Annotated in this window: 28 protein-coding genes; all 28 read left to right on the top strand. The window is 66.6% G+C overall.

Annotated features, from left to right (window positions below):
* Positions 1 to 79: 79 nt before the first annotated feature.
* Positions 80 to 796: a glutathione S-transferase family protein gene (locus CLV77_RS10380; RefSeq protein ID WP_076980620.1), complete on the top strand. Its 717-nt coding sequence runs from the start codon at positions 80 to 82 to the stop codon at positions 794 to 796.
* A complete protein-coding gene (locus CLV77_RS10375; protein ID WP_076980621.1) occupies positions 793 to 1,674 on the top strand; it encodes a hydroxymethylglutaryl-CoA lyase in 882 nt (293 codons plus the stop codon). The genes CLV77_RS10380 and CLV77_RS10375 overlap by 4 nt, the downstream gene beginning before the upstream one ends.
* 43 nt (positions 1,675 to 1,717) lie before the next feature.
* Positions 1,718 to 2,503 carry a crotonase/enoyl-CoA hydratase family protein gene (locus CLV77_RS10370; RefSeq protein WP_076980622.1) on the top strand — a complete coding sequence of 262 codons (786 nt, stop codon included), beginning with the start codon at positions 1,718 to 1,720 and terminating at the stop codon, positions 2,501 to 2,503.
* Positions 2,504 to 2,746: 243 nt separating this feature from the next.
* Complete coding sequence (locus CLV77_RS10365; protein ID WP_076980623.1) at positions 2,747 to 3,112, top strand: NADH-quinone oxidoreductase subunit A; 366 nt, start codon at positions 2,747 to 2,749, stop codon at positions 3,110 to 3,112.
* Entirely contained in the window at positions 3,103 to 3,636 is a 534-nt protein-coding gene (locus CLV77_RS10360; protein WP_076980624.1) for a NuoB/complex I 20 kDa subunit family protein, read from the top strand. The genes CLV77_RS10365 and CLV77_RS10360 overlap by 10 nt, the downstream gene beginning before the upstream one ends.
* Before the next feature lie 83 nt (positions 3,637 to 3,719).
* Positions 3,720 to 4,391: an NADH-quinone oxidoreductase subunit C gene (locus CLV77_RS10355; RefSeq protein ID WP_076981193.1), complete on the top strand. Its 672-nt coding sequence runs from the start codon at positions 3,720 to 3,722 to the stop codon at positions 4,389 to 4,391.
* Between the two features lie 2 nt (positions 4,392 to 4,393).
* Complete coding sequence (locus CLV77_RS10350; RefSeq protein WP_076980625.1) at positions 4,394 to 5,272, top strand: sulfotransferase family protein; 879 nt, start codon at positions 4,394 to 4,396, stop codon at positions 5,270 to 5,272.
* Between the two features lies 1 nt (position 5,273).
* The gene (locus CLV77_RS10345) at positions 5,274 to 6,482 is read left to right on the top strand and encodes an NADH-quinone oxidoreductase subunit D (protein ID WP_076980626.1); all 1,209 of its coding nucleotides are present in this window, start codon (positions 5,274 to 5,276) and stop codon (positions 6,480 to 6,482) included.
* Between the two features lie 111 nt (positions 6,483 to 6,593).
* Positions 6,594 to 7,793, top strand: coding sequence for an NADH-quinone oxidoreductase subunit E (locus CLV77_RS10340; protein ID WP_076980627.1), 1,200 nt, complete (start codon positions 6,594 to 6,596; stop codon positions 7,791 to 7,793).
* Positions 7,794 to 7,828: 35 nt separating this feature from the next.
* A complete protein-coding gene (locus CLV77_RS10335; protein WP_076980628.1) occupies positions 7,829 to 8,635 on the top strand; it encodes an NADH-quinone oxidoreductase subunit E in 807 nt (268 codons plus the stop codon).
* A 1-nt stretch (position 8,636) separates the two neighbouring features.
* The gene (locus tag CLV77_RS10330) at positions 8,637 to 8,861 is read left to right on the top strand and encodes a DUF5337 domain-containing protein (RefSeq protein WP_076980629.1); all 225 of its coding nucleotides are present in this window, start codon (positions 8,637 to 8,639) and stop codon (positions 8,859 to 8,861) included.
* Positions 8,862 to 8,865: 4 nt separating this feature from the next.
* Positions 8,866 to 10,161 carry an NADH-quinone oxidoreductase subunit NuoF gene (nuoF, locus tag CLV77_RS10325; protein ID WP_076980630.1) on the top strand — a complete coding sequence of 432 codons (1,296 nt, stop codon included), beginning with the start codon at positions 8,866 to 8,868 and terminating at the stop codon, positions 10,159 to 10,161.
* A 4-nt stretch (positions 10,162 to 10,165) separates the two neighbouring features.
* Positions 10,166 to 10,384, top strand: a complete 219-nt coding sequence (locus tag CLV77_RS10320) for a DUF805 domain-containing protein (RefSeq protein WP_076980631.1) — start codon at positions 10,166 to 10,168, stop codon at positions 10,382 to 10,384.
* A gap of 132 nt (positions 10,385 to 10,516) precedes the next feature.
* Entirely contained in the window at positions 10,517 to 12,541 is a 2,025-nt protein-coding gene (gene nuoG / locus CLV77_RS10315) for an NADH-quinone oxidoreductase subunit NuoG (protein ID WP_076980632.1), read from the top strand.
* Positions 12,542 to 12,561: 20 nt separating this feature from the next.
* Positions 12,562 to 13,092, top strand: a complete 531-nt coding sequence (locus CLV77_RS10310; RefSeq protein WP_321174932.1) for a hypothetical protein — start codon at positions 12,562 to 12,564, stop codon at positions 13,090 to 13,092.
* Between the two features lie 6 nt (positions 13,093 to 13,098).
* Positions 13,099 to 14,136, top strand: a complete 1,038-nt coding sequence (gene nuoH / locus CLV77_RS10305; protein ID WP_076980633.1) for an NADH-quinone oxidoreductase subunit NuoH — start codon at positions 13,099 to 13,101, stop codon at positions 14,134 to 14,136.
* Positions 14,137 to 14,138: 2 nt separating this feature from the next.
* A complete protein-coding gene (locus tag CLV77_RS10300; protein WP_076980634.1) occupies positions 14,139 to 14,903 on the top strand; it encodes a class I SAM-dependent methyltransferase in 765 nt (254 codons plus the stop codon).
* The gene (nuoI, locus tag CLV77_RS10295; RefSeq protein ID WP_076980635.1) at positions 14,900 to 15,385 is read left to right on the top strand and encodes an NADH-quinone oxidoreductase subunit NuoI; all 486 of its coding nucleotides are present in this window, start codon (positions 14,900 to 14,902) and stop codon (positions 15,383 to 15,385) included. The genes CLV77_RS10300 and nuoI overlap by 4 nt, the downstream gene beginning before the upstream one ends.
* Positions 15,382 to 15,789: a carboxymuconolactone decarboxylase family protein gene (locus CLV77_RS10290; RefSeq protein ID WP_076980636.1), complete on the top strand. Its 408-nt coding sequence runs from the start codon at positions 15,382 to 15,384 to the stop codon at positions 15,787 to 15,789. The genes nuoI and CLV77_RS10290 overlap by 4 nt, the downstream gene beginning before the upstream one ends.
* Complete coding sequence (locus CLV77_RS10285) at positions 15,786 to 16,403, top strand: NADH-quinone oxidoreductase subunit J (RefSeq protein WP_076980637.1); 618 nt, start codon at positions 15,786 to 15,788, stop codon at positions 16,401 to 16,403. Before CLV77_RS10290 ends, CLV77_RS10285 begins: the two co-directional genes overlap by 4 nt.
* Before the next feature lie 210 nt (positions 16,404 to 16,613).
* Positions 16,614 to 16,919 carry an NADH-quinone oxidoreductase subunit NuoK gene (gene nuoK / locus CLV77_RS10280; protein ID WP_076980638.1) on the top strand — a complete coding sequence of 102 codons (306 nt, stop codon included), beginning with the start codon at positions 16,614 to 16,616 and terminating at the stop codon, positions 16,917 to 16,919.
* A 4-nt stretch (positions 16,920 to 16,923) separates the two neighbouring features.
* Positions 16,924 to 19,098 (top strand): NADH-quinone oxidoreductase subunit L, encoded by a 2,175-nt coding sequence (nuoL, locus tag CLV77_RS10275; RefSeq protein WP_076980639.1) that lies wholly within the window; start codon positions 16,924 to 16,926, stop codon positions 19,096 to 19,098.
* A 12-nt stretch (positions 19,099 to 19,110) separates the two neighbouring features.
* Positions 19,111 to 20,649: an NADH-quinone oxidoreductase subunit M gene (locus CLV77_RS10270; protein ID WP_076980640.1), complete on the top strand. Its 1,539-nt coding sequence runs from the start codon at positions 19,111 to 19,113 to the stop codon at positions 20,647 to 20,649.
* A gap of 11 nt (positions 20,650 to 20,660) precedes the next feature.
* Positions 20,661 to 22,100 carry an NADH-quinone oxidoreductase subunit NuoN gene (gene nuoN, locus CLV77_RS10265; RefSeq protein ID WP_076980641.1) on the top strand — a complete coding sequence of 480 codons (1,440 nt, stop codon included), beginning with the start codon at positions 20,661 to 20,663 and terminating at the stop codon, positions 22,098 to 22,100.
* A complete protein-coding gene (locus CLV77_RS10260) occupies positions 22,090 to 22,848 on the top strand; it encodes a biotin--[acetyl-CoA-carboxylase] ligase (RefSeq protein ID WP_076980642.1) in 759 nt (252 codons plus the stop codon). Before nuoN ends, CLV77_RS10260 begins: the two co-directional genes overlap by 11 nt.
* A gap of 11 nt (positions 22,849 to 22,859) precedes the next feature.
* Positions 22,860 to 23,639, top strand: coding sequence for a type III pantothenate kinase (locus tag CLV77_RS10255; RefSeq protein WP_076980643.1), 780 nt, complete (start codon positions 22,860 to 22,862; stop codon positions 23,637 to 23,639).
* Positions 23,636 to 25,324, top strand: a complete 1,689-nt coding sequence (locus CLV77_RS10250; protein WP_076980644.1) for a ribonuclease J — start codon at positions 23,636 to 23,638, stop codon at positions 25,322 to 25,324. Before CLV77_RS10255 ends, CLV77_RS10250 begins: the two co-directional genes overlap by 4 nt.
* Before the next feature lie 215 nt (positions 25,325 to 25,539).
* Complete coding sequence (locus tag CLV77_RS10245; RefSeq protein WP_076981195.1) at positions 25,540 to 26,040, top strand: GNAT family N-acetyltransferase; 501 nt, start codon at positions 25,540 to 25,542, stop codon at positions 26,038 to 26,040.
* The last annotated feature ends 1 nt before the right edge of the window (position 26,041 follow it).

Here is a 26,041-nt window from a genome sequence, read left to right as displayed (position 1 = left end):
TATGTCTTGCACAAACATCGCGCAACCGCTTCCGGCTGGCGGTCGCGCATGACCCCGCAGCTTGTCGGCAGAGGCTGAGATGATCCGATTGCACCATTGTCACGAGACCCGTTCGATGCGCACCCTCTGGATGCTGAACGAACTGGGCCTTGAATACGAACTCAAGACCTATCCCTTCGACCGCACCCTGCGCGCGCCCCAATACCTGTCGCTGAACCCCTCGGGGCGGGTGCCGACGCTGGAGATCAACGGCGAGGTGATCTGGGAATCCGGTGCCATCACCGAATTCCTGGCCGAGAACCATTCCCCCGACCGCCTGTGGCGGCGCCCCGACGATCCCGACCGCGCCGATTGGCTGACCTGGCTACACTTCGCCGAAACCATCAGCCAGCACACGGCCGCCCTGACCCAGCAGCACGTGGTGCTTTACGAGGATTGGATGCGCTCTCCGACGATCATGAAGATCGAGGCGCGGCGGCTTGAGAAATGCTTCGACGCGATCGAGGGGCGGCTGTCGACCCCGGTCGAGAACCGCGACTACCTGCTGACCAGCGGCTTTTCGGCCGCCGACATCAGCGTCGGGCAGGCGGTCTACATGGGCCGTCACTTCGCCCGCATCGAACCCTACCCCGAGCTTTGCAAGTGGTACGAGCGGATCACCGACCGGCCCAGCTTCCAGGCCTCGCTGCCGCCCGATGACGCCCGGCTTTACGAGCAGGAGTTCTACGAGCCCTGGCCCGAGAACCGCCCCGATGACGCGGAATCGGCGGGTGCCGCCACGGGGCGCGCCGGATGAGCGACGACCAGGCCACCGCCCCCCGCGCCGAGATCTTCGAGGTCGGCCCCCGCGACGGGTTGCAGAACGAACCCCGTCCCATCCCCACCGCCGAGAAGCTGGCGCTGATCGACCTGCTGAGCGGCGCGGGCTTTTCGCGGATCGAGGTGGCCAGCTTCGTCAGCCCCAAGTGGGTGCCGCAGATGGCCGATGGCGCCGAGGTGCTGGCCGGGATCCAACGCGCGCCGGGCGTCAGCTATGCCGCGCTGGTGCCCAACATGCAGGGGCTTGAACGGGCGCTGGCTGCCCGCGCCGACGAGATCGCGGTCTTCGCCTCGGCGGCAGAGGGGTTCAGCCGCGCCAACATCAACTGCTCGGTCGATGAAAGCCTGGCCCGTCTGGCCCCCGTCGCCCGCGCCGCCCAGGAGGCCGACCTGCCGGTGCGGGGCTATGTCTCCTGCGTGACCGACTGTCCCTATGATGGCGAGACCGACCCGGGCGACGTGGCCCGGGTCGTGGCGCGCCTGATGCGCATGGGCTGCTACGAGATTTCGCTGGGCGACACACTGGGGCAGGGCACGCCCGAGCGCGTGGCGCAGATGCTGAAGCTGGTGCTGGAGGAGGCGCCGGCCGACCGGCTGGCAGGTCATTTCCACGCCACATCGGGCCTCGCGCTCGAGAATATCGATGCGGCCCTCGACGCAGGCCTCCGGGTCTTCGATGCGGCCTGCGGCGGGTTGGGGGGATGCCCCTTCGCCCCCGGAGCCGCCGGCAACGTCGCGACCGAGGATGCCAACGCCCACCTGCGCCGGCGCGGCTACGAGACCGGGCTGGACGAGGGGGTGCTGGCCCGCGCGGCCCAGATGGCCCAGGCCATGCGCGCGCCCGCTGCCCGCTGAACACCTCATCCACCCGCGCCCGACAAGACAAAGGAAATCGCCCATGTTCTCGACCCTCTCGCTTGAGACCGACGCGCGGGGCGTGTCGACGCTGACCCTCGACCGGCCCGAGACCCACAACGCCCTTTCAGCCGAGATGATCGCCGAGCTGACCGAGGCGGCCGCCCGGCTTGGCCGCGATCCCGCGACCCGGGTCGTCGTTCTGACCGGGGCAGGGGGCAGCTTCTGCGCCGGGGCCGATCTGGGCTGGATGCGCGCACAATTGACCGCAGCGCCCGAGACCCGCGCGACCGAGGCCCGGCGCCTGGCCGAAATGCTGCGCGCACTGAACGAGATGCGCAAGCCCCTGATCGGGCGCATCCACGGGCAAGCCTTCGGCGGCGGGCTGGGGCTGATGGCGGTCTGCGACGTGGCGCTGGGCGCCGATCACGCCAGGTTCGCCTTTACCGAGACTCGCCTGGGACTGATTCCCGCAACCATCGGCCCCTATGTCCTGGCCCGCATGGGCGAGGGGCGCGCGCGCCGGGTCTTCATGTCCGCCCGCCGCTTCGACGCCGCCGAGGCGGTGCGCCTTGACCTTCTGGCCGCAAGCATGCCGGCCGAGGCCCTGGACGCCGCCGTCGAGGCCGAGGTCACGCCCTATCTGGCCACCGCGCCCGGGGCCGTGGCGGCCGCCAAGCGGCTGGCCCGCAGCATGGGACCGACCATCGACGACGCCGTCATCGCGGCCAGCGTCGAGGCCCTGATCGAGCAGTGGCGCGGCGCCGAGGCCCCCGAGGGCATCGCCGCCTTCTTCGAGAAGCGTTCTCCGGGCTGGAAATCCAGCTGATTCTGGACTACTGGCATACCAGTCACATGTTTCGGCACCGCGACCTGAGGTCGCGCAAGCTGTTGAATTTCTTGCCAGCAAGAGAAACGGCTGCTGTAAATGCGTGGCGAACAGGGAGAGTTCGCAACGATTTTTAGGGAGGGGAGTTAATCATGCTTGGCTTGGTTGACCCTTTGTGTTCCACGGGATACATCTGCCGGCCAAGAAGCTGGACTACGGCCCGCCCAATTCAAGGAGCCTGGTATGGATGAACTCCTGCGAGAGTACCTGCCGATTGTCGTCTTTCTCGGTGTGGCGATCGGATTGGGCGTCGTCCTGATTCTTGCCGCCACGATCGTCGCTGTCCGCAACCCCGACCCCGAAAAGGTCTCGGCCTACGAATGCGGCTTCAATGCCTTCGATGATGCGCGCATGAAGTTCGATGTCAGGTTCTACCTGGTCTCGATCCTCTTCATCATCTTCGACCTCGAGGTGGCGTTCCTCTTTCCCTGGGCGGTTGCGTTCAAGGACGTGGGCCTGCTCGGGTTCTGGTCGATGATGGTGTTCCTGGCCGTGCTGACCATCGGTTTCGCCTACGAATGGAAGAAGGGGGCCCTGGAATGGGAGTGAGCACCGCGCTGAACACCGCCGGTCCCGACCGCGAGGTCACGACCGCCGCCCTCAACCGCGACCTTCAGGACAAGGGCTTCCTGGTCACCTCGACCGAGGATGTCATCAACTGGGCCCGCACCGGCAGCCTGCACTGGATGACCTTCGGTCTGGCCTGCTGCGCCGTCGAGATGATGCACACCGCCATGCCCCGCTATGATATGGAGCGGTTCGGCACCGCCCCGCGCGCCAGCCCGCGCCAGTCCGACCTGATGATCGTCGCCGGCACGCTGACCAACAAGATGGCGCCCGCCCTGCGCAAGGTCTACGACCAGATGCCCGAGCCGCGCTACGTGATCTCGATGGGCTCCTGCGCCAATGGCGGGGGCTATTACCACTACAGCTATTCGGTGGTGCGCGGTTGCGACCGGATCGTGCCCGTCGACCTTTACGTTCCCGGATGCCCGCCCACCGCCGAGGCGCTGCTCTACGGCATTCTCCAGTTGCAGCGGAAGATCCGCCGCACCGGCACAATCGTTCGCTGAGGGGCCCCGCCATGTCCGACACACCCGCCTCGACCCAAGCGGCCAGCCCGGCCGAAGCCGACGCCGCCCGCAACCGCGCCCGCATGGCCGAGCGCCTGCGCGAGCGGACCGAGCAGCTGTCGGATCTGGCCGCCCACATCTCGGGCCGCGAGGAGGACGCGGTGCTGCGCACCGAGCTTCTGCGCGGTGAGCTGACGATCGAGGTGGCGCCCGCCTCGATCCTGACCTTCACCGAGTTTCTGCTGAGCGACGCGACCAGCCGCTTCTCGACCCTCGTGGACATCACCGCCGTCGACTATCCCGACCGCGAGAAGCGTTTCGACGTGGTCTACCATTTCCTGTCGATGTACCGGAACCAGCGCCTGCGCGTCCGCGTCAGCATCCGCGAGGACGAGGTGCTGTCCTCGATCATTCCCGTGCACCCCTCGGCCAACTGGTTCGAGCGCGAGGTGTTCGACATGTTCGGCATCCTTTTCTCGGGCCATCCCGATCTGCGCCGGATCCTCACCGATTACGGCTTCCGCGGCCATCCGCTGCGCAAGGATTTCCCGACCACCGGCTACAGCGAAGTGCGTTACGACGAGGCGCTGAAGCGCGTGGTCTACGAGCCGGTGAACCTGGTTCAGGAATACCGCCAGTTCGACTTCATGTCGCCTTGGGAAGGCGCCGACTACATCCTGCCCGGCGACGACAAGGTCGCCGCCGACGGCCATGTCTCGGGTGCCGCCCCGGCGAAACCCGCGGCCAAGGGCTGATCGTGGAGGGCCCTGCGCTTCTCTTCGGCCTGGGGGCCAACAAGGCCGGCACCAGCTGGTTGTTCCGCTATCTCGAGGGGCATCCCCAATGCCACCTGCGCAGCCCCAAGGAGCTGCATTTCTTCGATGCCGAGGACATGGGCACCCGTGCGTTCCAGCTGCGCGAGCTGAGCAAGCAGATCGCTGCCGCCCGCGACCGGCTTGAAGAGGGGAGCGGCAACCCCGATTACCTGCGCCGCCGCATCGCCGACCTGACCGCCTGGCGCCAGGTGATGGAAGAGCCCGCCCTCGACCTCGACGCCTACCGCGCCTTCCTGTCCCAGGGGGCCGCACCCGGCACCCGGCTGATCGGCGACATGACCCCGGCCTATGGTCTTCTGTCCGAGGCCCGTCTGCGCATGATGGCCGCGATGGGCCCGCTTGCGCGCTTCGTGTTGCTGCTGCGCGACCCGGTGGAACGGGCCTGGTCCAACATCCGCATGATGGCCGGCTGGCAGGGCGGCGACGAGGCCGCCCGCGATGCCGCCGCGACCCGGCTTGCCCGCGACTGGCTGGAAGGCGACAGGCCCGAGCTCGACGAGCGGTCGGATTACGCCGGCATCCTTGGTCGCGCGCGGGCCGCTATCCCGGAAAAGGCCCTGTTCGTAGGTTTTTACGAAGAGCTTTTCACCCAGGCGACCGTCGACCGCATCTGCCGTTTCCTTGGGCTCGATCCCCATCCCGGCAAGTTCTCACAGCGCGTCTGGGCCAGCCCGCCCGTCACGCTGCCCGCATCCCTGCGACAGGCGCTTCAGGCGCATCTGGCGCCGCAATATGAATATGTCCGTTCCGTCCTGGGGCACCTGCCCGCAGGCTGGAAGACGGGCCATGTGGAGGTCTGAGATGGACGGCCAGTTCGACGACGCCCTGACGGGCGAGCAGAAGATCCGCAACTTCAATATCAACTTCGGCCCCCAGCATCCGGCGGCCCACGGGGTGCTGCGTCTGGTGCTGGAGCTTGACGGCGAGATTGTCGAGCGGTGCGATCCCCATATCGGTCTGCTGCACCGTGGCACCGAAAAGCTGATGGAAAGCCGCACCTACCTGCAGAACCTGCCCTATTTCGATCGCCTGGACTACGTGGCGCCGATGAACCAGGAACACGCCTGGTGTCTGGCGATCGAGGCGCTTTGCGGCATCGAGGTGCCCCGCCGCGCCTCGCTGATCCGGGTGCTCTATTCGGAAATCGGGCGCATCCTGAACCACCTGCTGAACGTCACCACACAGGCAATGGACGTGGGCGCGCTGACGCCGCCGCTCTGGGGCTTCGAGGAACGCGAGAAGCTGATGGTCTTCTACGAAAGGGCCTCGGGCGCACGCCTCCACGCGGCCTATTTCCGCCCCGGCGGCGTGCATCAGGACCTGCCGCCCGAGCTGATCGACGATATTGATACATGGGCTGACGAGTTTCCCGCGGTGCTGGCCGACATCGACGGTCTGCTGACCGACAACCGCATCTTCAAGCAGCGCAACGTCGACATCGGCGTCGTCAACGAACAGGACATCCTCGACTGGGGGTTCTCGGGCGTTATGGTGCGCGGCTCGGGCCTGGCCTGGGACCTGCGCCGCGCCCAGCCCTACGAATGCTATGACGAGTTCGATTTCCAGATCCCCGTCGGCACCGCCGGCGACTGCTACGACCGCTACCTCGTGCGGATGCAGGAGATGCGCGAAAGCCTGAAGATCATCAAACAGGCCATCGAGAAACTGCGCGTCACCCCCGGTGACGTTCTGGCCCGCGGCAAGCTGACCCCGCCGCCGCGCGCCGAGATGAAGACCTCGATGGAAAGCCTGATCCATCACTTCAAGCTTTACACCGAAGGTTTCCACGTCCCCGCCGGCGAGGTTTATGCCGCCGTCGAAGCCCCCAAGGGCGAATTCGGCGTCTATCTGGTGGCCGACGGCACGAACAAGCCCTACCGCGCCAAGCTGCGCGCGCCGGGCTTTTTGCACCTGCAGGCGATGGACTACATCTCCAAGGGGCACCAGCTGGCCGACGTCGCCGCCATCATCGGCACCATGGATGTCGTCTTCGGAGAGATCGACCGATGATGCCGCGCCCCCCCTTCATTGTCGCCGCAAATATCCCCGCCGGAGGCTCCCCCGCGCCGGGCCCGCGCCGCGCCCCGGCATGCCGTTCCACACGTCAGGAGATCCGCTGACATGCTCCGCCGCCTGCACCCTGTCCAACCCGAAAGCTTCGCCTTCACCCCGGCCAATCAGGCCTGGGCCGAGGCGCAGATCACCAAATACCCCGAGGGTCGCCAGGCCAGCGCCATCATCCCGCTGCTGTGGCGCGCCCAGGAGCAGGAGGGCTGGCTGAGCCGCCCGGCGATCGAACATGTCGCGGCCTTGCTCGACATGGCCTATATCCGCGCCCTCGAGGTCGCGACCTTCTACTTCATGTTCCAGTTGCAGCCCGTCGGCTCGGTCGCCCATTTCCAGATCTGCGGCACCACCTCCTGCATGCTCTGCGGCTCCGAGGACCTGATGGCCATCTGCAAGGAGCGCATCGCCGAGCGCCCCCATGATCTCAGCCCCGACGGCAAGTTCTCCTGGGAGGAGGTCGAGTGCCTGGGCGCCTGTTCCAACGCGCCCATGGCCCAGATCGGCAAGGACTATTACGAGGACCTGACGCCCGCCCGCCTGCTCGAGATGATCGACGAGATGGATGCGGGCTCCGTGCCGGTGCCGGGGCCCCAGAACGGGCGCTTCGCGGCCGAGCCGCTGTCGGGCCTGACCAGCCTGCCGGATTTCGAAAGCGGGCACACGAAATACAACGCCTCGGTGCAGCTTGCGGTCGACATCGGCGACACGCTCAAGCGGATCGACGGGACCGAGGTGCCGCTGACCACGCCTTGGCGCGACGCGGCCCAGGCCGACCAGGCCCCGCCCGCCGTGCGCGATGACCTGCTTCAGAAGGGCGGGCTGCCGGGCACCGGGACCCCCGCCGGCACTTCCGCCGCCAAGGCGCGCGATGCTGGACCCTCTAGGGAACAGGCCCGCGAACAGTCGATCGCCCGCCCTGCCGAGGGTGGCCCCGCCCGGGCAGCCGAGGCCGAGGGCGCGGCCGACCCGGCGCTCGGCCGCCGGCCCGCCGGGCTTGAGGCGCCGCGGGGCACCGGCCCCGACGACCTGCGCCGGATCAGCGGCATCGGCCCCAAGCTCGAGGCGATGCTTCACGGCATGGGCTGTTACCATTACGATCAGATCGCCGGCTGGAGCGACGAAGAGATCGCCTGGATGGATGCCAACCTGAAAGGTTTCCGCGGCCGCGTCAGCCGCGACGACTGGATCACCCAGGCCCGGGAACTGAACAGCAGCCTTGGCGCCAACAAGAACGAGGACGAGGGAACGAGCTGAGCCATATCGCCAACCGAACCTGAGGGAAAACCGCCATGTCCATGAAAACGAACGACAAGAACTGTACGGCCCTGTGCTGGCAGATCTCGGCCGCCGCCGGGGTGCTGTCCTTTGTGATCCTGTGGCTCCTGGCCGGTTTCTCGCTTCTGGGCGCGCTGGCGCTGGGGGTCGTGCTGACGGTGCTTCTGGGGGTCCTTCTGGCCTGGGGCCTGTGTCGCGGCACTGGCAAAGGCACCTTGGGGACGACAACAGGGGCCACGACCGATCCTGTAGCCGATGCGGCACGGGCGGGCGCCGACATCCCCGCCGATCCCTCGGCCACGCTCGAGGCCGGCCAGACCGCCGCCCACAGGCCGCCAGTGGCACCTGCTCCGCAACCCGCCCCGGCACCCGCCCCGGCGCGCGACGAGCTGGTCGACAAGATGCCGCCCCATTCCCCCGTGGCCCCGGTCGACACGGCCGATGCCGGCCTTGCCGACACCTCCGCCGCAACGCCGGTGGAGCCCGCCCCGGCGGCACAGGATCCGGTCCCCGGCGCCCGTGTCGCCGCCGCCCGCGACGCCGAGGCCCCCGGCACCGCCGCCGCCGAGCGCCGCCCCGAGGGGCTTGCGGCCCCCCGCGACGGCAAGGGCGACGACCTGACCCGCATCCGCGGCGTCGGCCCCAAGCTTGCCGCCATGCTGAACGGCATGGGCTATTTCCACTTCGACCAGATCGCCGCCTGGGATGCCGGGCAGGTGGCCTGGGTCGATCAGAACCTCACCGGCTTCCGTGGCCGTGTCAGCCGCGACGAGTGGGTCGCCCAGGCGGCACGCCTGGCCGGCGAGGGGCAGGGACGCTGACATGGGGCAGGACCGCGACATGCAGCTTGCCCGCAGGGCCCGCCTGGTCGGCGTCGTGATGGTCGCGACCATGCTGCTGTGGTTCGCGGCGCAATATCTGGGTGGACGGCTGGGCCTCGAGGTCCGGTATGTCTTCCTGTTCGACTTCCTGGCCCTCGCGGCATTCGCCTGGGCGCTGATAAATGTTTTCTGGATCTGGCGTGCGCGCCAGAGTGACGAAGGGTAGGCCGATGCTGACCGACAAGGACCGGATCTTCACCAATCTCTACGGCATGCACGAACGCACGCTGGCCGGCGCCCGTGCGCGCGGCCATTGGGACGGGACCGGCGACATCATCAAGCGCGGTCGCGACGCGATCGTCGAGGAGATGAAGGCCTCGGGTCTGCGCGGGCGTGGCGGTGCGGGCTTTCCCACCGGCCTGAAGTGGTCCTTCATGCCCAAGGAAAGCGATGGCCGCCCGTCCTATCTGGTGGTCAATGCCGACGAATCCGAGCCGGGCACCTGCAAGGACCGCGAGATCATGCGCCATGATCCGCACACCCTGATCGAAGGCTGCCTGATCGCGTCCTTCGCGATGAACGCGCATACCTGCTATATCTACCTGCGCGGCGAATACATCCGCGAGCGCGAGGCGCTGCAGGCCGCCATTGACGAGGCTTATGACGCGGGCCTCGTGGGGCCCAACGCCGCCGGCTCGGGCTGGGATTTCGACATCTACCTGCACCACGGTGCCGGCGCCTATATCTGCGGCGAGGAAACCGCCCTTCTGGAAAGCCTTGAGGGCAAGAAGGGCATGCCCCGGATGAAGCCCCCGTTCCCGGCGGGCGCGGGGCTTTACGGCTGCCCGACCACGGTCAACAACGTCGAATCCATCGCCGTCGTGCCCACGATCCTGCGGCGCGGGGCCGAATGGTTCTCGGGCTTCGGGCGGCCCAACAACGCGGGCACCAAGCTGTTCGCGATCTCGGGCCACGTCAACAACCCCTGCGTGGTCGAAGAGGCCATGTCGATCCCGCTTCAGGAACTGCTGGACAAGCATTGCGGCGGGGTCCGGGGCGGGTGGAAGAACCTCAAGGCGGTGATCCCCGGCGGCTCGTCGGTGCCGCTGCTTCCGGCCGACATCTGCGACGAGGCGATCATGGATTTCGACTGGCTGCGCGAACAGCGGTCGGGTCTGGGCACGGCGGCGGTGATCGTGATGGATCAGTCCACCGACGTCATCAAGGCGATCTGGCGGCTGTCGAAATTCTACAAGCACGAAAGCTGTGGCCAGTGCACGCCCTGCCGCGAGGGCACCGGCTGGATGATGCGGGTCATGGATCGTCTGGTGCGCGGCGATGCCGAACCCCATGAGATCGACATGCTGCTGGACGTGACCAAGCAGGTCGAGGGGCACACGATCTGCGCCCTTGGCGATGCCGCCGCATGGCCCATCCAGGGCCTGATCCGGCATTTCCGCGACGAGATCGAAGAGCGGATCGCCCACAAGCGCCGGGGCCGCGCGCCCGCCGTGGCGGCGGAGTAGGGCGATGATGGACGGCGCCTTCTACATGCACGTCAGCGGCTGGTTGTTCATGGCCTTCTGGGCCATCGTCATCGTGGCGCCGTTCTACGCGCTGTGGCGGCGCACCGGCCATTCGGGCTGGCTTGCACTGCTGATGCTGGTGCCGGTGCTGAACCTGATCATGCTCTACGTGCTGGCGTTCAAGCGCTGGCCCGTGGAAGACGGCGCGCGGAGGGACGGATGAGCCCCCGCCGCGCCATGAAGACACCGGGGCCGGACCGCCGGCCCCGCACGCGAAACGCCGATCTGGTCCCGTTGGAACAGGTCGCAACGTGGGAGGCGCCGCGGCGCCAGCCCGGCAAGAGGCCCGATAGACATGTCTGAGCTACGCAAGATCATCATCGACGACCGCGAGGTCGAGGTCGATCCCGCGATGACCCTGATCCAGGCCTGCGAGCAGGTCGGCATCGAGATCCCGCGCTTTTGCTACCACGAGCGTCTGTCGATCGCCGGCAACTGCCGGATGTGTCTGGTCGAGGTGGTCGGCGGCCCGCCCAAGCCCGCGGCCTCTTGCGCCATGCAGGTCCGCGACCTGCGTCCCGGCCCCGAGGGCCAGCCGCCCGTGGTCAAGACCAACAGCCCCATGGTCAAGAAGGCCCGCGAGGGGGTGATGGAGTTCCTGCTGATCAACCACCCGCTGGATTGCCCGATCTGCGATCAGGGCGGCGAGTGTGATTTGCAAGATCAGGCAATGGCTTACGGCGTGGACTTCAGCCGGTATCGCGAACCCAAGCGCGCCGTCGACGATCTGGATCTGGGCCCACTGGTCGAGACGCATATGACGCGCTGCATCTCCTGCACGCGCTGCGTGCGCTTCACCACCGAGGTGGCGGGCATCACCCAGATGGGCCAGACCGGCCGCGGCGAGGATGCCGAGATCACGAGCTACCTCAACCAGACGCTGAACTCGAACCTGCAGGGCAACATCATCGACCTGTGCCCGGTGGGCGCACTGGTCTCGAAACCCTATGCCTTCACCGCCCGCCCGTGGGAGCTGTCGAAGACCGAGAGCATCGACGTGATGGACGCCCTCGGCTCGGCGATCCGGGTGGACACCAAGGGGCGCGAAGTGATGCGCATCCTGCCCGTGAACCATGACGCGGTGAACGAGGAGTGGATTTCCGACAAGACCCGCTTTGTCTTCGACGGCCTGCGCCGGCAGCGGCTTGACCGCCCCTATATCCGCGAGAACGGCAAGCTGCGTCCCGCCAGCTGGCCTGAGGCGCTGGGGGCCGCGGCGAACGCGCTCCGCGCCGGCAAGGTGGCGGGTGTGGTCGGCGACCTGGCCCCGGTCGAGGCGATCTTCGCCCTCAAGCAACTGGTCGAGGGGCTGGGCGGTTCGGTCGAATGCCGCACCGACGGCGCGGCATTGCCCGCCGGCCAACGCGGCGCCTATGTCGGCAACGCCGCGATCGAGGATATCGACAGCGCCGAGATGATCCAGCTGATCGGAACCGATCCGCGGACCGAGGCGCCCGTGCTGAACGCGCGTCTGCGCCGGGCCTGGATCCGGGGCGCCGACATCGGACTGGTCGGCCCGGCGGTGGACCTGACCTATGACTACGCCCATCTGGGCGACGACCGCGCGGCCCTCGACAAGCTTTGCGACCGCCAGGTGTCGGACGAAACACGCGCCAAGCGCACGCTGGTCATCGTCGGGCAGGGCGCCCTGACGGGCGAGGATGGCGCGGCCGTCCTGGAACGGGTCATGCGCCTGGTGCGCAACAGCGACTCCAAGATGATGATCCTGCACAGCGCGGCATCGCGCGTGGGGGCGATGGACGTGGGCGCCGTGACCGCAGGCGGCCTGGATGCGGCCCTCGACGGGGCGGCCACGGTCTTCAACCTGGGCGCCGACGAGATCGACGTGCCCGCAGGGCCCTTCGTGATCTACCAGGGCAGCCACGGCGACCGGGGCGCACACCGCGCCGACGTCATCCTGCCCGCCGCCGCCTACACCGAGGAGCCGGGTCTTTTCGTCAACACCGAGGGCCGGCCCCAGCTTGCCCAGCGGGCCAGCTTTGCCCCCGGCGACGCCAAGGAGAACTGGGCCATCCTGCGTGCCCTGAGCGCCGAGGCCGGCCAGACGCTGCCCTATGACAGCCTGGCACAGCTTCGCCAGGCGCTGATCGCGGCGGTGCCGCACCTGGGTGACGTGGACCAGCTTGCCGACAACCAGCTGCCCGCCGATCTGCCCGCGGGCGATCTTGGCCAGGGGGCCTTCGGGGGGGCGGTGCGCGATTTCTACCTGTCGAACCCCATCGCCCGGGCCTCGGCCCTGATGGCCGAGCTTTCGGCCGGCGCAAAGGCCCGGGCCAACAGCCCGATGGCCGCGGAATAGACGGAGAGCGGAGCGCGATGATGTCCAACCCCACCCCCAGTGACGGCGCCGTGACGCCCCGGGCCATGCCCGGGCAGCGCGTGGCCGCCGGCGGCCCGAGCGGCCGGGGCAGGGCCCTTGCGCTTGTGGCGGGGCTGTCGGGCATTGCGCTGCTGGCCGCCTGCGGGCAGGAGCCCATCGCGCCGCTGGGTGCCGAACAGGCTGCCCGCCGTGCCGCCACGACGCCCGCGCGGGACGGGTTCAGCCCGGTCTATCTGGATGTGGCAACCCGGCTCATGGACACCAACCTGGTCAACTTCCAGGTTCGCATGCGCGGTGCCCGCCACGCAGGCGACGTGGAGGATTACGCGCGCTGTGCTGCGGGGCAGTACACGCTGATCCGGGGTTACGAATACGCGCAACATGTGCGCACCAATCTGGCGAAAGACGGTGGCATCTGGAAAGCCGATGCTGTTTACACCGTCTCGCCTAGTTTTCCGGCCGGTTCGGTCGCCCTGAGGGCCTCCGAGGTGGTGAAGGATTGCAGGGACAAGGGGATACCGACGGTATGAGCGCCAATGGCTGAGTTTTTCTCCACCGGGGCCGGGATTGCCCTGATCATCGTGGCACAGGTGCTGGCGATGGTTGCCTTCGTCATGATCTCGCTGCTGTTTCTGGTCTACGGCGACCGCAAGATCTGGGCGGCCGTGCAGATGCGGCGCGGCCCCAACGTGGTGGGCGTCTTCGGCCTGCTGCAATCGGTGGCCGACGCGCTGAAATACGTGGTCAAGGAAGTCGTGGTGCCCGCCGGTGCCGACAAGGCCGTGTTCCTGCTGGCGCCGCTGGTCAGCTTCGTGCTGGCGCTGGTGGCCTGGGCGGTGATCCCGTTCACCGACACCTGGGTGCTGGCCGACCTGAACGTGGCGATCCTCTACGTCTTCGCGATCTCCTCGCTCGAGGTTTACGGCGTCATCATGGGTGGCTGGGCCTCGAACTCGAAATACCCGTTCCTGGGCAGCCTGCGCTCGGCCGCGCAGATGATTTCCTACGAGGTGTCGATCGGGCTGATCATCGTCGGCGTGATCCTGTCCACGGGCTCGTTGAACTTCGGCGACATCGTGCGCGCGCAGGACGGCGATTACGGCTTCTTCAACTGGTACTGGCTGCCGCATCTGCCGATGGTGGTGCTGTTCTTCATCTCGGCCCTGGCCGAGACCAACCGCCCGCCCTTCGATCTGCCGGAAGCTGAATCCGAACTGGTCGCGGGCTATCAGGTGGAATATTCCTCGACCCCGTTCCTGCTGTTCATGGCCGGCGAATACATCGCCATCTTCCTGATGTGCGCGCTGATCACGCTGCTGTTCTTCGGCGGCTGGCTGTCGCCCATCCCCGGCGTGCCCGACGGGGCACTGTGGATGGTGGCGAAGATGGCGTTCTTCTTCTTCATGTTCGCGATGGTGAAGGCCATCGTGCCGCGCTACCGCTACGACCAGCTGATGCGCCTGGGCTGGAAGGTGTTCCTGCCGTTCTCGCTGGGCTGGGTGGTCTTTGTTGCCTTCGCCGCGCAATTCGGATGGTTCGGCGGGGCCTATGCCCGCTGGATCGTGGGGGTCTGAGAATGGGGATCAACTATTCCAGCTTCCTTCAGCTAGCCAAGCTGTCGCGGGACTTCACCCCGCCCGGCCGCACGCTGATGCTGGGGCGGCAGAAGTTCGACCTGCGGGCCGACCGGTGGATCGGCCGGACCCATTTCACCCAGGCCCTCAAGGCCGCAGGGATCAAGGACGACATCCGCAACTATGCCCAGCCCGACCGCTATTCGGAAACCATGTTCCGTCAGCTTGGCCTGGGCGAGGTCGAGGCGCTGGACGCATCCCCCTTCGAGGGGGCAAGCCTTGTCCACGATCTGAACGAGCCGGTGCCCGACGAGATGAAGGGCCAGTTCGGTCTGATCGTCGACGGTGGCACGCTGGAACATGTCTTCGACGTGGCGCAGGCGATGGACAACGTGGCCCAGATGTTGGCGCCGGGCGGACGGTTCCTGTCCTTCACGCCGTTCAACGGCTATCCCGGGCACGGCTTCTACCAGTTCTCTCCCGAGCTGGTCTGGACCTACTGGAAATCGACCCGCGGCTTCATCGTGCATGACTGCCGCGTCGCCGCCCCCAAGGGCTGGTTCAACCGCGATCTGGTGGACACCCGCGAGGCGGGGCACCGGATTCAGTTCGACATCGGGTCGGTTGCGCTGGGGCGGATGCCCGCCTCGCGTCTGCTGATGTGCTATGACGTCGAGAAACCCGCGTCGGCGGCCGCTGCGGACGATGGGTCCGCCACGGGCAAGGCGCTGCAAAGTGACTACGAGAAACGGTGGGCCTCCTCATGAACATCACCCGCGCCGCCAAGTATTTCCTGCTGTTCGACTTCATCAAGGGGTTCGGGCTGGGGTTCAAATATTTCTTCGCTCCGAAGGCCACGCTGAACTACCCGCACGAAAAGGGCCCCCTCAGCCCGCGCTTCCGGGGCGAGCATGCGCTGCGCCGCTATCCCAATGGCGAAGAGCGCTGCATCGCGTGCAAACTGTGTGAGGCGATCTGCCCGGCGCAGGCCATCACCATCGACGCCGAGCCGCGCGAGGATGGCAGCCGCCGCACCACGCGGTATGACATCGACATGACCAAGTGCATCTATTGCGGTTTCTGCCAGGAAGCCTGCCCGGTCGATGCCATCGTCGAGGGGCCGAATTTCGAATTCGCCACCGAGACCCGCGAAGAGCTTTACTACAACAAGGAAAAGCTGCTGGAGAACGGCGACCGCTGGGAAGCCGAGATCGCCCGCAACCTTGCAACGGACGCGCCCTACAGATGAGCAAGCCGGCAAACCCCTTCGAGGAGATGATGAAGATGGGCCAGGAGATGGCCCGTCAGATCAATCCCGCGTTCGAGGGCCTCACCCCCAAGGGGATGGAGGCCATGTGGCCCACCATGCCCCGGGAGATGATGGAGACCTTCATGGGTCGCACCTTCAACCCCGAGGGGCTGGACGCCAAGACGCGGCTGCTGCTGACTCTGGCCGGGCTGACGGTGCTGGGCGCCCAGGCCGAGGCGCAGATCCGCATGACCGTGCGCCACGCGCTGGAAGCGGGGGCGACGAAACAGGAAGTGGCCGAGACGATCGCGATGATGGGCGTCTTCGGCGGCCTGCCCGCGATGGGCAAGGCGATGGAACTGGCCCGCGAGGTCATTGATGCGGACGGGGAGAAACAGACATGAGCGTCGCGGATTTTGCATTCTACCTCTTCGCCATCACGGTGATCACGGGCGGCCTGATGACGGTCCTTGCCCGCAACCCCGTGCACTCGGTGCTGTGGCTGATCCTGGCCTTTCTGTCGTCGGCGGGGCTGTTCGTTCTGCTGGGGGCCGAGTTCGTCGCCATGCTGCTGGTCATCGTCTATGTCGGCGCGGTCGCTGTCCTGTTCCTCTTCGTCGTGATGATGCTGGACGTGGACTTTGCCGAGCTGAAGGCCGAGATGGCCCGCTACATGCCGCTGGGCCTGCTGATCGGGGTCGTGCTGCTGATGGAGCTGGGGCTGGTCTTCGGTAGCTGGACCTTCGCCGACCAGGCTCAGGCCCTGCGCGGCGCGGTGACGCCCGACCTCAACGAGGTGCACAACACCGCCGCACTGGGTCTGCTGGTCTACACCAAGTACATCTATCTCTTTCAGGCCGCCGGCCTGATCCTGCTGGTGGCGATGGTGGGGGCGATCGTGCTGACCCTGCGCCACCGCACCAACGTCAAGCGTCAGAACATCCTGGCCCAGATCTACCGCGATCCGGCCGAGGCGATGGAGCTGCGCGACGTCAAGCCGGGGCAGGGGTTGCAGTAACGCGTTCCGCGGGCCGGCCAGGCCGCCTGCGGGGGTAACGAAATCTTCCGGCGTCAGCCGGGAAGTCAGCGGACCGGGAATTCCCCCGGGGCGCATCAGGGAAGGAAGAAACCAATGTCGCGGACCACTCTCATAGTCGTCATCGTCGTGCTCGTGATCCTAATCGGCGGTTACGGTTTCCTTTAAGCCGCCATATCCGAGGGGACAGACATGATCGGACTGGAACACTACCTGACCGTTGCGGCGGCCTTGTTCGTCATCGGCATTTTCGGGATCTTCCTGAACCGCAAGAACGTCATCATCATCCTGATGTCGATCGAGCTGATGCTGCTGGCGGTGAACATCAACTTCGTCGCCTTCTCGGCGTTCCTGAACGATCTGGCGGGGCAGGTGTTCACCCTGTTCGTCCTGACGGTCGCCGCCGCCGAGGCGGCGATCGGGCTGGCCATCCTGGTCTGTTTCTTCCGCAACCGCGGCACCATCGACGTCGAAGACGTCAACGTGATGAAGGGCTGAGGACATGGCAAGCATCATCCTTTTCGCCCCTCTGGTGGGCGCGATCATCTGCGGCTTCGGCTGGCGCCTGATCGGGCAGACAGCGGCGCAATGGACCGCCACCGGCCTTCTGTTCCTGGCGGCGCTTTTGTCGTGGATCGTCTTCCTCGGCCACGACGGCGTGACCGAGCAGGTCCAGATCATGCGCTGGATCGAGTCGGGCAGCCTTGCCACCGACTGGGCGATCCGGCTGGACCGGCTGACGGCGATCATGCTGATCGTGATCACCACGGTCTCGAGCCTCGTGCATCTCTACAGCTTCGGCTACATGGCCCATGACGAGAATTTCCGCGAGGGCGAGGTCTATCGCCCCCGGTTCTTCGCCTATCTGTCGTTCTTCACCTTCGCCATGCTGGCGCTCGTGACCTCGGACAACCTTGTCCAGATGTTCTTTGGCTGGGAAGGGGTGGGCGTCGCGTCTTACCTGCTGATCGGTTTCTACTACCGCAAGCCCTCGGCCAACGCGGCCGCCATCAAGGCATTCGTGGTCAACCGGGTCGGCGACTTCGGCTTTGCGTTGGGCATCTTCGGCCTCTTCTTCCTGGTCGACAGCATCGATTTCGACGACATCTTCGCCGCTGCCCCGCAGATCGCGGAGACGCAGATCAGCTTCCTGTGGACCGAGTGGAACGCCGCCAACCTGATCGGCGTGCTGCTTTTCATCGGCGCGATGGGCAAATCGGCCCAGCTTTTCCTGCACACCTGGCTGCCTGACGCGATGGAAGGCCCGACCCCGGTGTCGGCGCTGATCCACGCGGCCACGATGGTCACGGCGGGCGTCTTTCTGGTCAGCCGCATGTCGCCGCTGCTGGAATTTGCCCCCGACGCCAAGACCTTCATCGTGGTGGTCGGAGCCTCGACCGCCTTCGTGGCGGCCACCATCGGCCTTGTACAGAACGACATCAAACGGGTGATCGCCTATTCGACCATGTCGCAGCTTGGCTACATGTTCGTGGCCGCCGGCGTCGGCGTCTATTCGGCGGCGATGTTCCACCTTCTGACCCACGCCTTCTTCAAGGCGATGCTGTTTCTGGGCGCAGGCTCGGTCATCCACGGGATGCATCACGAGCAGGACATGCGCAATTACGGCGGGCTGCGCCACAAGCTGCCCTATACCTATTGGGCGATGATGATCGGCACGCTGGCCATCACCGGGGTCGGCATCCCGCTGACCCATATCGGTTTCGCCGGCTTCCTGTCCAAGGACGCCATCATCGAAAGCGCCTTTGGCGCGCACACCGGCGCGGGCACCTATGCCTTCTGGCTGCTGGTGATCGCGGCGGCCATGACCAGCTTCTACAGCTGGCGGCTGATGTTCATGACCTTCTTCGGCGAGGCGCGCGGCAACCGCCACACCCATGAGCATGCCCACGAAAGCCCCCGGGTGATGCTGGTGCCGCTGGGCGTTCTGGCCATCGGCGCGATCCTGTCGGGCATGGTCTTCTTCAAGGGCTTCTTCGGCAGCCACGAGGATATCGAGAAGTTCTTCGGCATCGGCGCGGCCGCCAGCCTGGTGGCCGACGCGGGCCACGGCGAGGGGGTGATGGACGCCACCCGTGAACTGGCCCAGGGTGACGCCGAGGGCGCGGCCCGTGCCGTGACCGAGCCTGTCGCCGAGGAAGCGGGTGCGGAGGCTGCTCATTCCGAGAGCGCCGATGCCGCCGCCGCCGTCGACGAGGGCGGGCATGGCGCGCTTCCGGGCGATGGTGCGATCTACATCGGCGCCGACAACGACGTGCTGGACGCGGCCCACCATGCCCCGGCCTGGGTCAAGGTCAGCCCCTTCATCGCGATGCTTCTGGGCCTGGGCCTGGCGTTCTGGATGTACATCCTGCGCCCGGATGTGCCCGGACGCCTCGCGGCAAGCCAGCGCCCGCTCTACAACTTCCTGCTGAACAAGTGGTATTTCGACGAGATCTACCAGTTCCTGTTCGTGGGGCCGGCCAAATGGCTGGGCGCAACCCTGTGGAAGCGCGGCGACGGCAACGTCATCGACGGTTCGATCAACGGGGTGGCAATGGGGATCGTGCCCTATTTCACACGGCTCGCCGGTCGGGCGCAGTCGGGTTACCTGTTCCACTACGCATTCGCCATGGTGATCGGGCTTGCCGCCCTCATCACCTGGTTCGCGATCGGTTGAGGAAAGACAAGAATGGACAACCTGCTTTCCTTCGTGACCTTCATCCCGCTGCTGGCAGCCGGCATCCTGGCGCTGTTCCTGCGCGGCGATGACGCCGCTGCGCAACGCAACGCCAAATGGCTTGCGCTGGCGGCGACCTCGGCCACCTTCCTGATCTCGCTGTTCCTGCTGGCCGAGTTTGACCCCGGCAACACCAAGTTCCAGTTCGTCGAAGAGGGCGAATGGCTGGGCGGGCTGAAATACAAGATGGGCGTCGACGGCATCTCGATCCTGTTCGTGATGCTGACCACCTTCCTGATGCCGCTGGTGATCGCCAGCTGCTGGAACGTCACCTACCGGGTGAAGGATTACATGGTCGCGCTTCTGGTGCTGGAAACGCTGATGATCGGCGTCTTCTGCGCGCTGGACCTGATCCTGTTCTACCTGTTCTTCGAGGCCGGCCTGATCCCGATGTTCCTGATCATCGGCATCTGGGGCGGGGCCAACCGGATCTACGCCAGCTTCAAATTCTTCCTCTACACGCTGCTGGGCTCGGTCCTGATGCTGGTGGCGATGGTGATGATGTATGTCGATGCCGGCACCACCGATATTCCGACCCTGCTGAACCACCAGTTCGACAGCCAGGCGCTGAACATTCTGGGCATTCACGTGGTGGGCGGGTTGCAGACCATGATGTGGCTGGCCTTCTTCGCCAGCTTCGCGGTCAAGATGCCCATGTGGCCGGTGCACACCTGGCTGCCCGACGCCCACGTGCAGGCCCCGACCGCAGGCTCGGTCGTGCTGGCGGCGATCCTGCTGAAGATGGGTGGCTATGGCTTCCTGCGCTTCAGCCTGCCGATGTTCCCGGCGGGGTCCGAGGTGATGGCGCCCATGGTCCTGTGGCTGTCGGTGATCGCGATCATCTACACCTCGCTGGTCGCACTGGCACAGCATGACATGAAGAAGCTGATCGCCTATTCGTCGGTGGCGCACATGGGCTATGTCACCATGGGCATCTTCACCGCCAACCAGCAGGGGATAGACGGCGCCATCTTCCAGATGCTGAGCCACGGCTTCATCTCGGGCGCGCTCTTCCTGTGCGTGGGCGTGATCTACGACCGGATGCACACCCGCGAGATCGACGCCTACGGCGGGCTGGTCAACCGGATGCCGGCCTATGCGCTGATCTTCCTGCTCTTCACCATGGCCAACGTCGGCCTGCCGGGCACCTCGGGGTTTGTCGGGGAATTCCTGACGCTGATGGGGGTCTTTCAGGTCAACACCTGGGTCGCGGTTCTGGCCACGACGGGCGTGATCCTGTCGGCGGCCTATGCGCTGTGGCTTTACCGCCGGGTGGTGCTGGGCGATCTGATCAAGGAAAGCCTGCGCTCGATCACCGACATGACCGGGCGCGAGCGGGCGATCTTTGCGCCGCTGGTGGTGATGACCCTGCTGCTGGGCGTCTATCCCGCGCTGGTCACCGACATCATCGGCCCCTCGGTCGAGGCGCTGGTCGCCGACTATGAAACCGCCCTGGTCGCTGGTAGCGACACCAGACTGGCCCAGAACTGAAGGCGTGATCCATGATCCAAGCTGACCTTTCCATCGTCCTGCCCGAGGTTGTCCTGGCGGTCTATGCCATGCTGGCACTGCTGGTGGCGGTCTATACCGGCAAGGACCGGGTGGCGCCGCTGGTGCTGTGGGTGACCGCGGGTGTCTTCGCGCTGCTGGCCTTCTGGATCGGCGTCGGCGGGGGGGGCAGCCGCCAGGCCTTCGGCGGTGCCTTCATCGACGACGGCTTCGCGCGGTTCGCCAAGGTCCTGATCCTGCTGTCGGCCGCCGCCATCCTTGTGATGAGCCAGCGCATGCTGGAGCGGCTGGAGATCATGCGCTTCGAATATCCGCTGCTGCTGGCGCTGTCGGTGGTGGGGATGATGATGATGGTCTCGGCTGGGGACCTGATGGCCCTCTACATGGGGCTGGAGCTTCAGTCGCTGGCGCTTTACGTGGTGGCCTCGATCCATCGCGACAGCACCCGCTCGACCGAGGCGGGGCTGAAGTATTTCGTGCTGGGCGCGCTCAGCTCGGGCCTGCTGCTTTACGGCGCCTCGCTGATTTACGGCTTCGCGGGCACGACGCTTTTCACCGGCATCACCGCGGCCGTCACCGGTCAGCTGCCGCTGGGTCTGCTTTTCGGCCTGGTGTTCCTCAGCGTGGGCCTGGCGTTCAAGGTCTCGGCCGCGCCGTTCCACATGTGGACGCCGGATGTCTACGAAGGCTCGCCGACGCCGGTCACCGCCTTCTTCGCCACCGCCCCCAAGGTCGCGGCCATGGCGCTTTTCGCCCGTGTCGCCCATGACGCCTTTGGCGGGGCGGTCGGCGACTGGACCCAGATCGTGGCCTTCCTGTCGGTGCTGTCGATGGTCATCGGCGCCGTGGCCGCCATCGGTCAGCGCAACATCAAGCGCCTGATGGCCTATTCCTCGATCAGCCACATGGGCTTTGCCCTGATGGGGCTGGCCGCCGGCACCGTCGCGGGCGTCCAGGCCATGCTGATCTACATGGTGATCTACGTCACCATGAACATCGGCACCTTCGCCTTCATCATGTCGATGGAGCGCGATGGCGAACCCGTGACCGACATCCGCGCCCTGAACCAGTATTCCAAGCAGGAGCCGCTGCGCGCGCTGGCGCTGCTGGTGCTGATGTTCTCGCTGGCCGGCATCCCGCCGCTGGTTGGCTTCTTCGCCAAGTTCTACGTGCTGACCGCCGCCGTCGACGCCGACCTGACCTGGCTGGCCGTGGCCGGCGCGCTGGCCTCGGTGGTCGCCGCCTTCTACTACCTGCGGATCGTGTTCTACATGTATTTCGGCGAGGAGGGCGAGGCGCTGGACCGTTCGATGACCCCGGTCAACTGGCTGGCGCTGATGGCCTCGGCCGCGTTCATGGTGCTGGGGGTGGTGAACCTTTTCGGCATCGACGGGATGGCTGCCATGGCCGCCGAGGCGCTCGTTGGCCGCTGACAGCGGCTGGCCCACCGGCGTCGGGCGCCGGATCTACGACACGCTGGACAGCACCAACGCCGAGGCCGCCCGCCTGGCGCCCGAACTGGCCGGACCGACCTGGATCCTGGCGCGGGAACAGACGGCGGCCCGGGGGCGGCGCGGCCGGCCCTGGCAGAACCCGGCCGGCAATTTCGCCGCCACCTTGGTCAGCCGCCCCGACGAGCCGCCCGAACGGCTGGCCCTGCGGTCCTTCGTGGCGGCGCTGGCCCTGCGCGACGCCTTCGTCGCCGTCACCGGCAGGCCCGGATCCTTCGCCCTGAAATGGCCCAACGACGTGCTGCTGAACGGCGGCAAGGTGGCGGGTATCCTGCTTGAGACGCTGACCGGGGGCGGCACCCCCTGGGCATTGGCGGTGGGCGTCGGCGTCAATCTGCGGATGGCCCCCGACCGGGCCGAGGTCGAGCCCGGCGCGGTTGCGCCCGTCTCGCTGATGTCGGAAACCGGCGCCTGCCTGACGCCGGAAGAGTTTCTGGACCAACTTGCCCCCGCCTATGCTATGTGGGAGAGCCGCCTTACCACCTATGGTTTCGCGCCGGTGCGCGAGGCATGGTTGCAAAACGCCGCCCGTCTGGGCGAGACCGTCACCGCCCGCACCGGCCGCGACAGCTGGGAAGGGCGGTTCGAGACCATCGACGACAGCGGCGCGCTGATCCTGGTCACGGCGCGCGGTCGCCAGGCGATACCGGCGGCCGAGATCCATTTCTGAAGGAGGCAGGCATGCTTCTGGCCATCGACTGCGGCAACACCAACACCGTCTTCTCGATCTGGGACGGCGAGAAGTTCCTCGCCACCTGGCGCACCGCGACCATGCATCAGCGCACGGCGGATCAGTATTACGTCTGGCTGACGACGCTGATGAACCTCACCGGCGTCAACGTCGATATCGACGAGGTCATCGTTTCCACCACCGTGCCCCGAGTGGTTTTCAACCTGCGGGTGTTCGCCGATCGTTACTTCGGATGCCGCCCTCTGGTCGTCGGCAAACCCGAGTGCCGCCTGCCTGTGGACGTGCGGGTCGATGCGGGCACGCAGGTCGGACCCGACCGGCTGGTGAACACGGTGGCGGGGTATGACCTGCATGGCGGGGACCTGATCGTTGTGGATTTCGGCACCGCAACCACCTTCGACGTGGTGGCCGCCGACGGCGCCTATATCGGCGGGGTGATCGCGCCCGGCGTCAACCTCAGCCTCGAGGCGCTGCACCTGGCGGCGGCGGCCCTGCCGCATGTGGATGTCACCCGCCCCGAGAAGGTCGTGGGCACCAATACGGTCGAATGCATGCAGTCGGGGGTGTTCTGGGGATACGTCGGCCTGATCGGTGGAATCTGCTCGAAAATACGCGAAGAACGCGACCGTCCGATGAAGGTGATTGCAACCGGTGGGCTTGCACCATTGTTTCAACAGGGCGATACGCTATTTGACGCCTTCGAGGACAACCTGACGATGCACGGCCTGACCGTCATCAACAAATACAACAAGGACAACCCTGCATCATGAGCAGAAAGAAAACCGACAACGGCCGACTGATCTTCCTTCCGCTCGGGGGGGCCGGTGAAATCGGGATGAACTGCTATGTGTTCGGGTATGGCCCGGCAGGGCGCGAGCGCCTCATCGTGGTGGATCTCGGCGTGACGTTCCCGGACATGGAGGGCACGCCCGGCGTGGACCTCATCATGCCCGACATCGCCTGGCTGGAGGAGAACGTCGACCGCATCGAGGCGATCTTCATCACCCACGCCCACGAGGACCACATCGGCGGCCTGGCCCACCTGTGGCCCCGCCTGGGCAAGAAGGTCTATTGCCGCCGCTTCACCGCCAACATCGCGCGCCGCAAGATGGAAGAGCACGGCCGCGACGTTTCGGTCATCCGCGAGCTCGAGTCATTTCCCGCAATGGTTGATCTTGGTCCGCTGCGCGTGGGCTTCATGCCGGTTCCCCATTCCATCCCCGAGGCCTCGGGCCTGGTGATCGACACGCCCGCCGGCCGGGTCGTGCACACGGGCGACTTCAAGCTGGATCCGACCCCGATCATCGGCGATCCCTACGACCCCAACCTCTGGGAGGCCGTCGCCGCCCCGGGCGTACAGGCGCTGATCTGCGACTCGACCAACGTCTTCACTCCCCATTCCGGGCGCTCCGAGGCCACTGTCGGCCCCGAGATCACCCGCCTGGTGTCCGAGGCCAAGAACATGGTGGTCGCCACGACCTTCGCCTCGAACATCGCGCGGCTTCAGACCCTGGCCGATGCCGGCCGCGCCGCCGGCCGCTCGGTCGTGCTGCTGGGCCGGGCCATGCGCCGCATGATCGAGGCCGGCGTCGAAAGCGGCGTCGTCACCAACTTCCCGCCCGTCATCTCGGCCGAGGAGGCCCGCGACATGCCGCGCGAGAAGGTCATGTTGATCGTTACCGGCAGCCAAGGCGAAAGGCGCGCCGCCTCGGCGCAGCTGTCGCGCGGCAAGTACCAGGGCCTCAGCCTGCGGGAAGGGGACCTGTTCCTCTTCTCGTCGAAGACCATCCCGGGCAACGAGATCGGCGTCGGCCGCATCATCAACGCCTTTTCGGAAATGGGCGTCGATGTCGTCGACGACAGCTCCAGCCTCTATCACGTGTCGGGCCACGCCAACCGCCCCGACCTGCAGAAGGTGCACCAGCTCATCAATCCCAAGATGCTGGTCCCCATGCATGGCGAGCATCGCCACCTGCGCGAACATGCCCGCCTGGGCGAGGCCGCGGGCATCCCCTCGGCCATCTGCACCAACGGAACGATGCTGGACCTGGCCGGCAAGGCGCCCCGCGTCGTCGACCATGTCGAGACCGGCCGCACCTACCTGGACGGCGCGCGCATGATCGGCGCGCTTGACGGCGTGGTCCGCGACCGGATCCGCATGGCGCTGAACGGCATCATCGTCGTCGGCATCCTGATCGACGAGGATGACGAGATCGCAGGCGACGCCTGGGCCGAGATCAAGGGGCTGCCCGACAGCGGCCGCAATGGCGCCGTTCTGGTCGACGAGATCGAGGATGCGGTCAACTCCGCACTCGAGCGCGCTTCGGACAAGATCGTTTCGGACGACGAGGCGATCGAGGGGGTCGTGCGCAAGGTCGCCCGCCAGGTCGCCCAGGACGAGATAGGCAAGAAGCCCGAGGTCGTGGTCCTGGTCAGCAGACTGGTCGCCGCCTGACGGAAGGGCAGGGGCAGGGGCGCGATCGCCTTGCCCCGACTTCCCCCGGCCCCGCCCCCACCTCGGCCCGGCGTCGCGGGAACGGTCGCGGGCGCGGGGATTGCGCTTTGCCGATGATGGCCTAATCTTGCACGCACAGGGCGACTGGGGCCTTGCTGCAATCTGGACGCCCGATGACTGATGCCCTGACACATCCCTCCGCACCGTCGCAGGCGGTGCTGCGTCCTGCCGGCACCGACGACGCCGCCGCCATCGCCCGGATCTGGAACGCCATGATCCTGGACACGCTGGCCACCTTCAACAGCACCCCCAAGACCGACGATGATCTGCGCGAGCTGATCGCGGCGCGCGCCGAGCAGGGGCACGGTTTCCTACTGGCCTGTGAACCGGGTGGGGACGGTGGAGGCCCGGTGCTGGGCTTTGCCACCTACGGGCAGTTCAGAGGCGGGGTAGGCTATGCCCGCGCCTTCGAGCATACGGTCGTGATCGACGCCGCCGCCCGGGGCCGGGGGCTGGGCCGCACGTTGATGCAGGGGCTGGAGGAGCACGCGAGGGGCGCGGGCGGTCACGTTCTGATGGCCGGTGTCAGCGCCGCCAACCCCGACGGGATCTGCTTTCACGCCACCATCGGCTTTGCCGAAGTGGCACGCCTGTCGGAGGTGGGGTTCAAGAATGGCCGTTACCTCGACCTCGTGCTCATGCAGAAGATGCTTTGAA

Source organism: Brevirhabdus pacifica, from assembly GCF_002797755.1.
Classification (GTDB): domain Bacteria; phylum Pseudomonadota; class Alphaproteobacteria; order Rhodobacterales; family Rhodobacteraceae; genus Brevirhabdus; species Brevirhabdus pacifica.
Note: the sequence above shows the minus strand (reverse complement) of the source record. Positions and strands in the feature narration are given on the sequence as shown.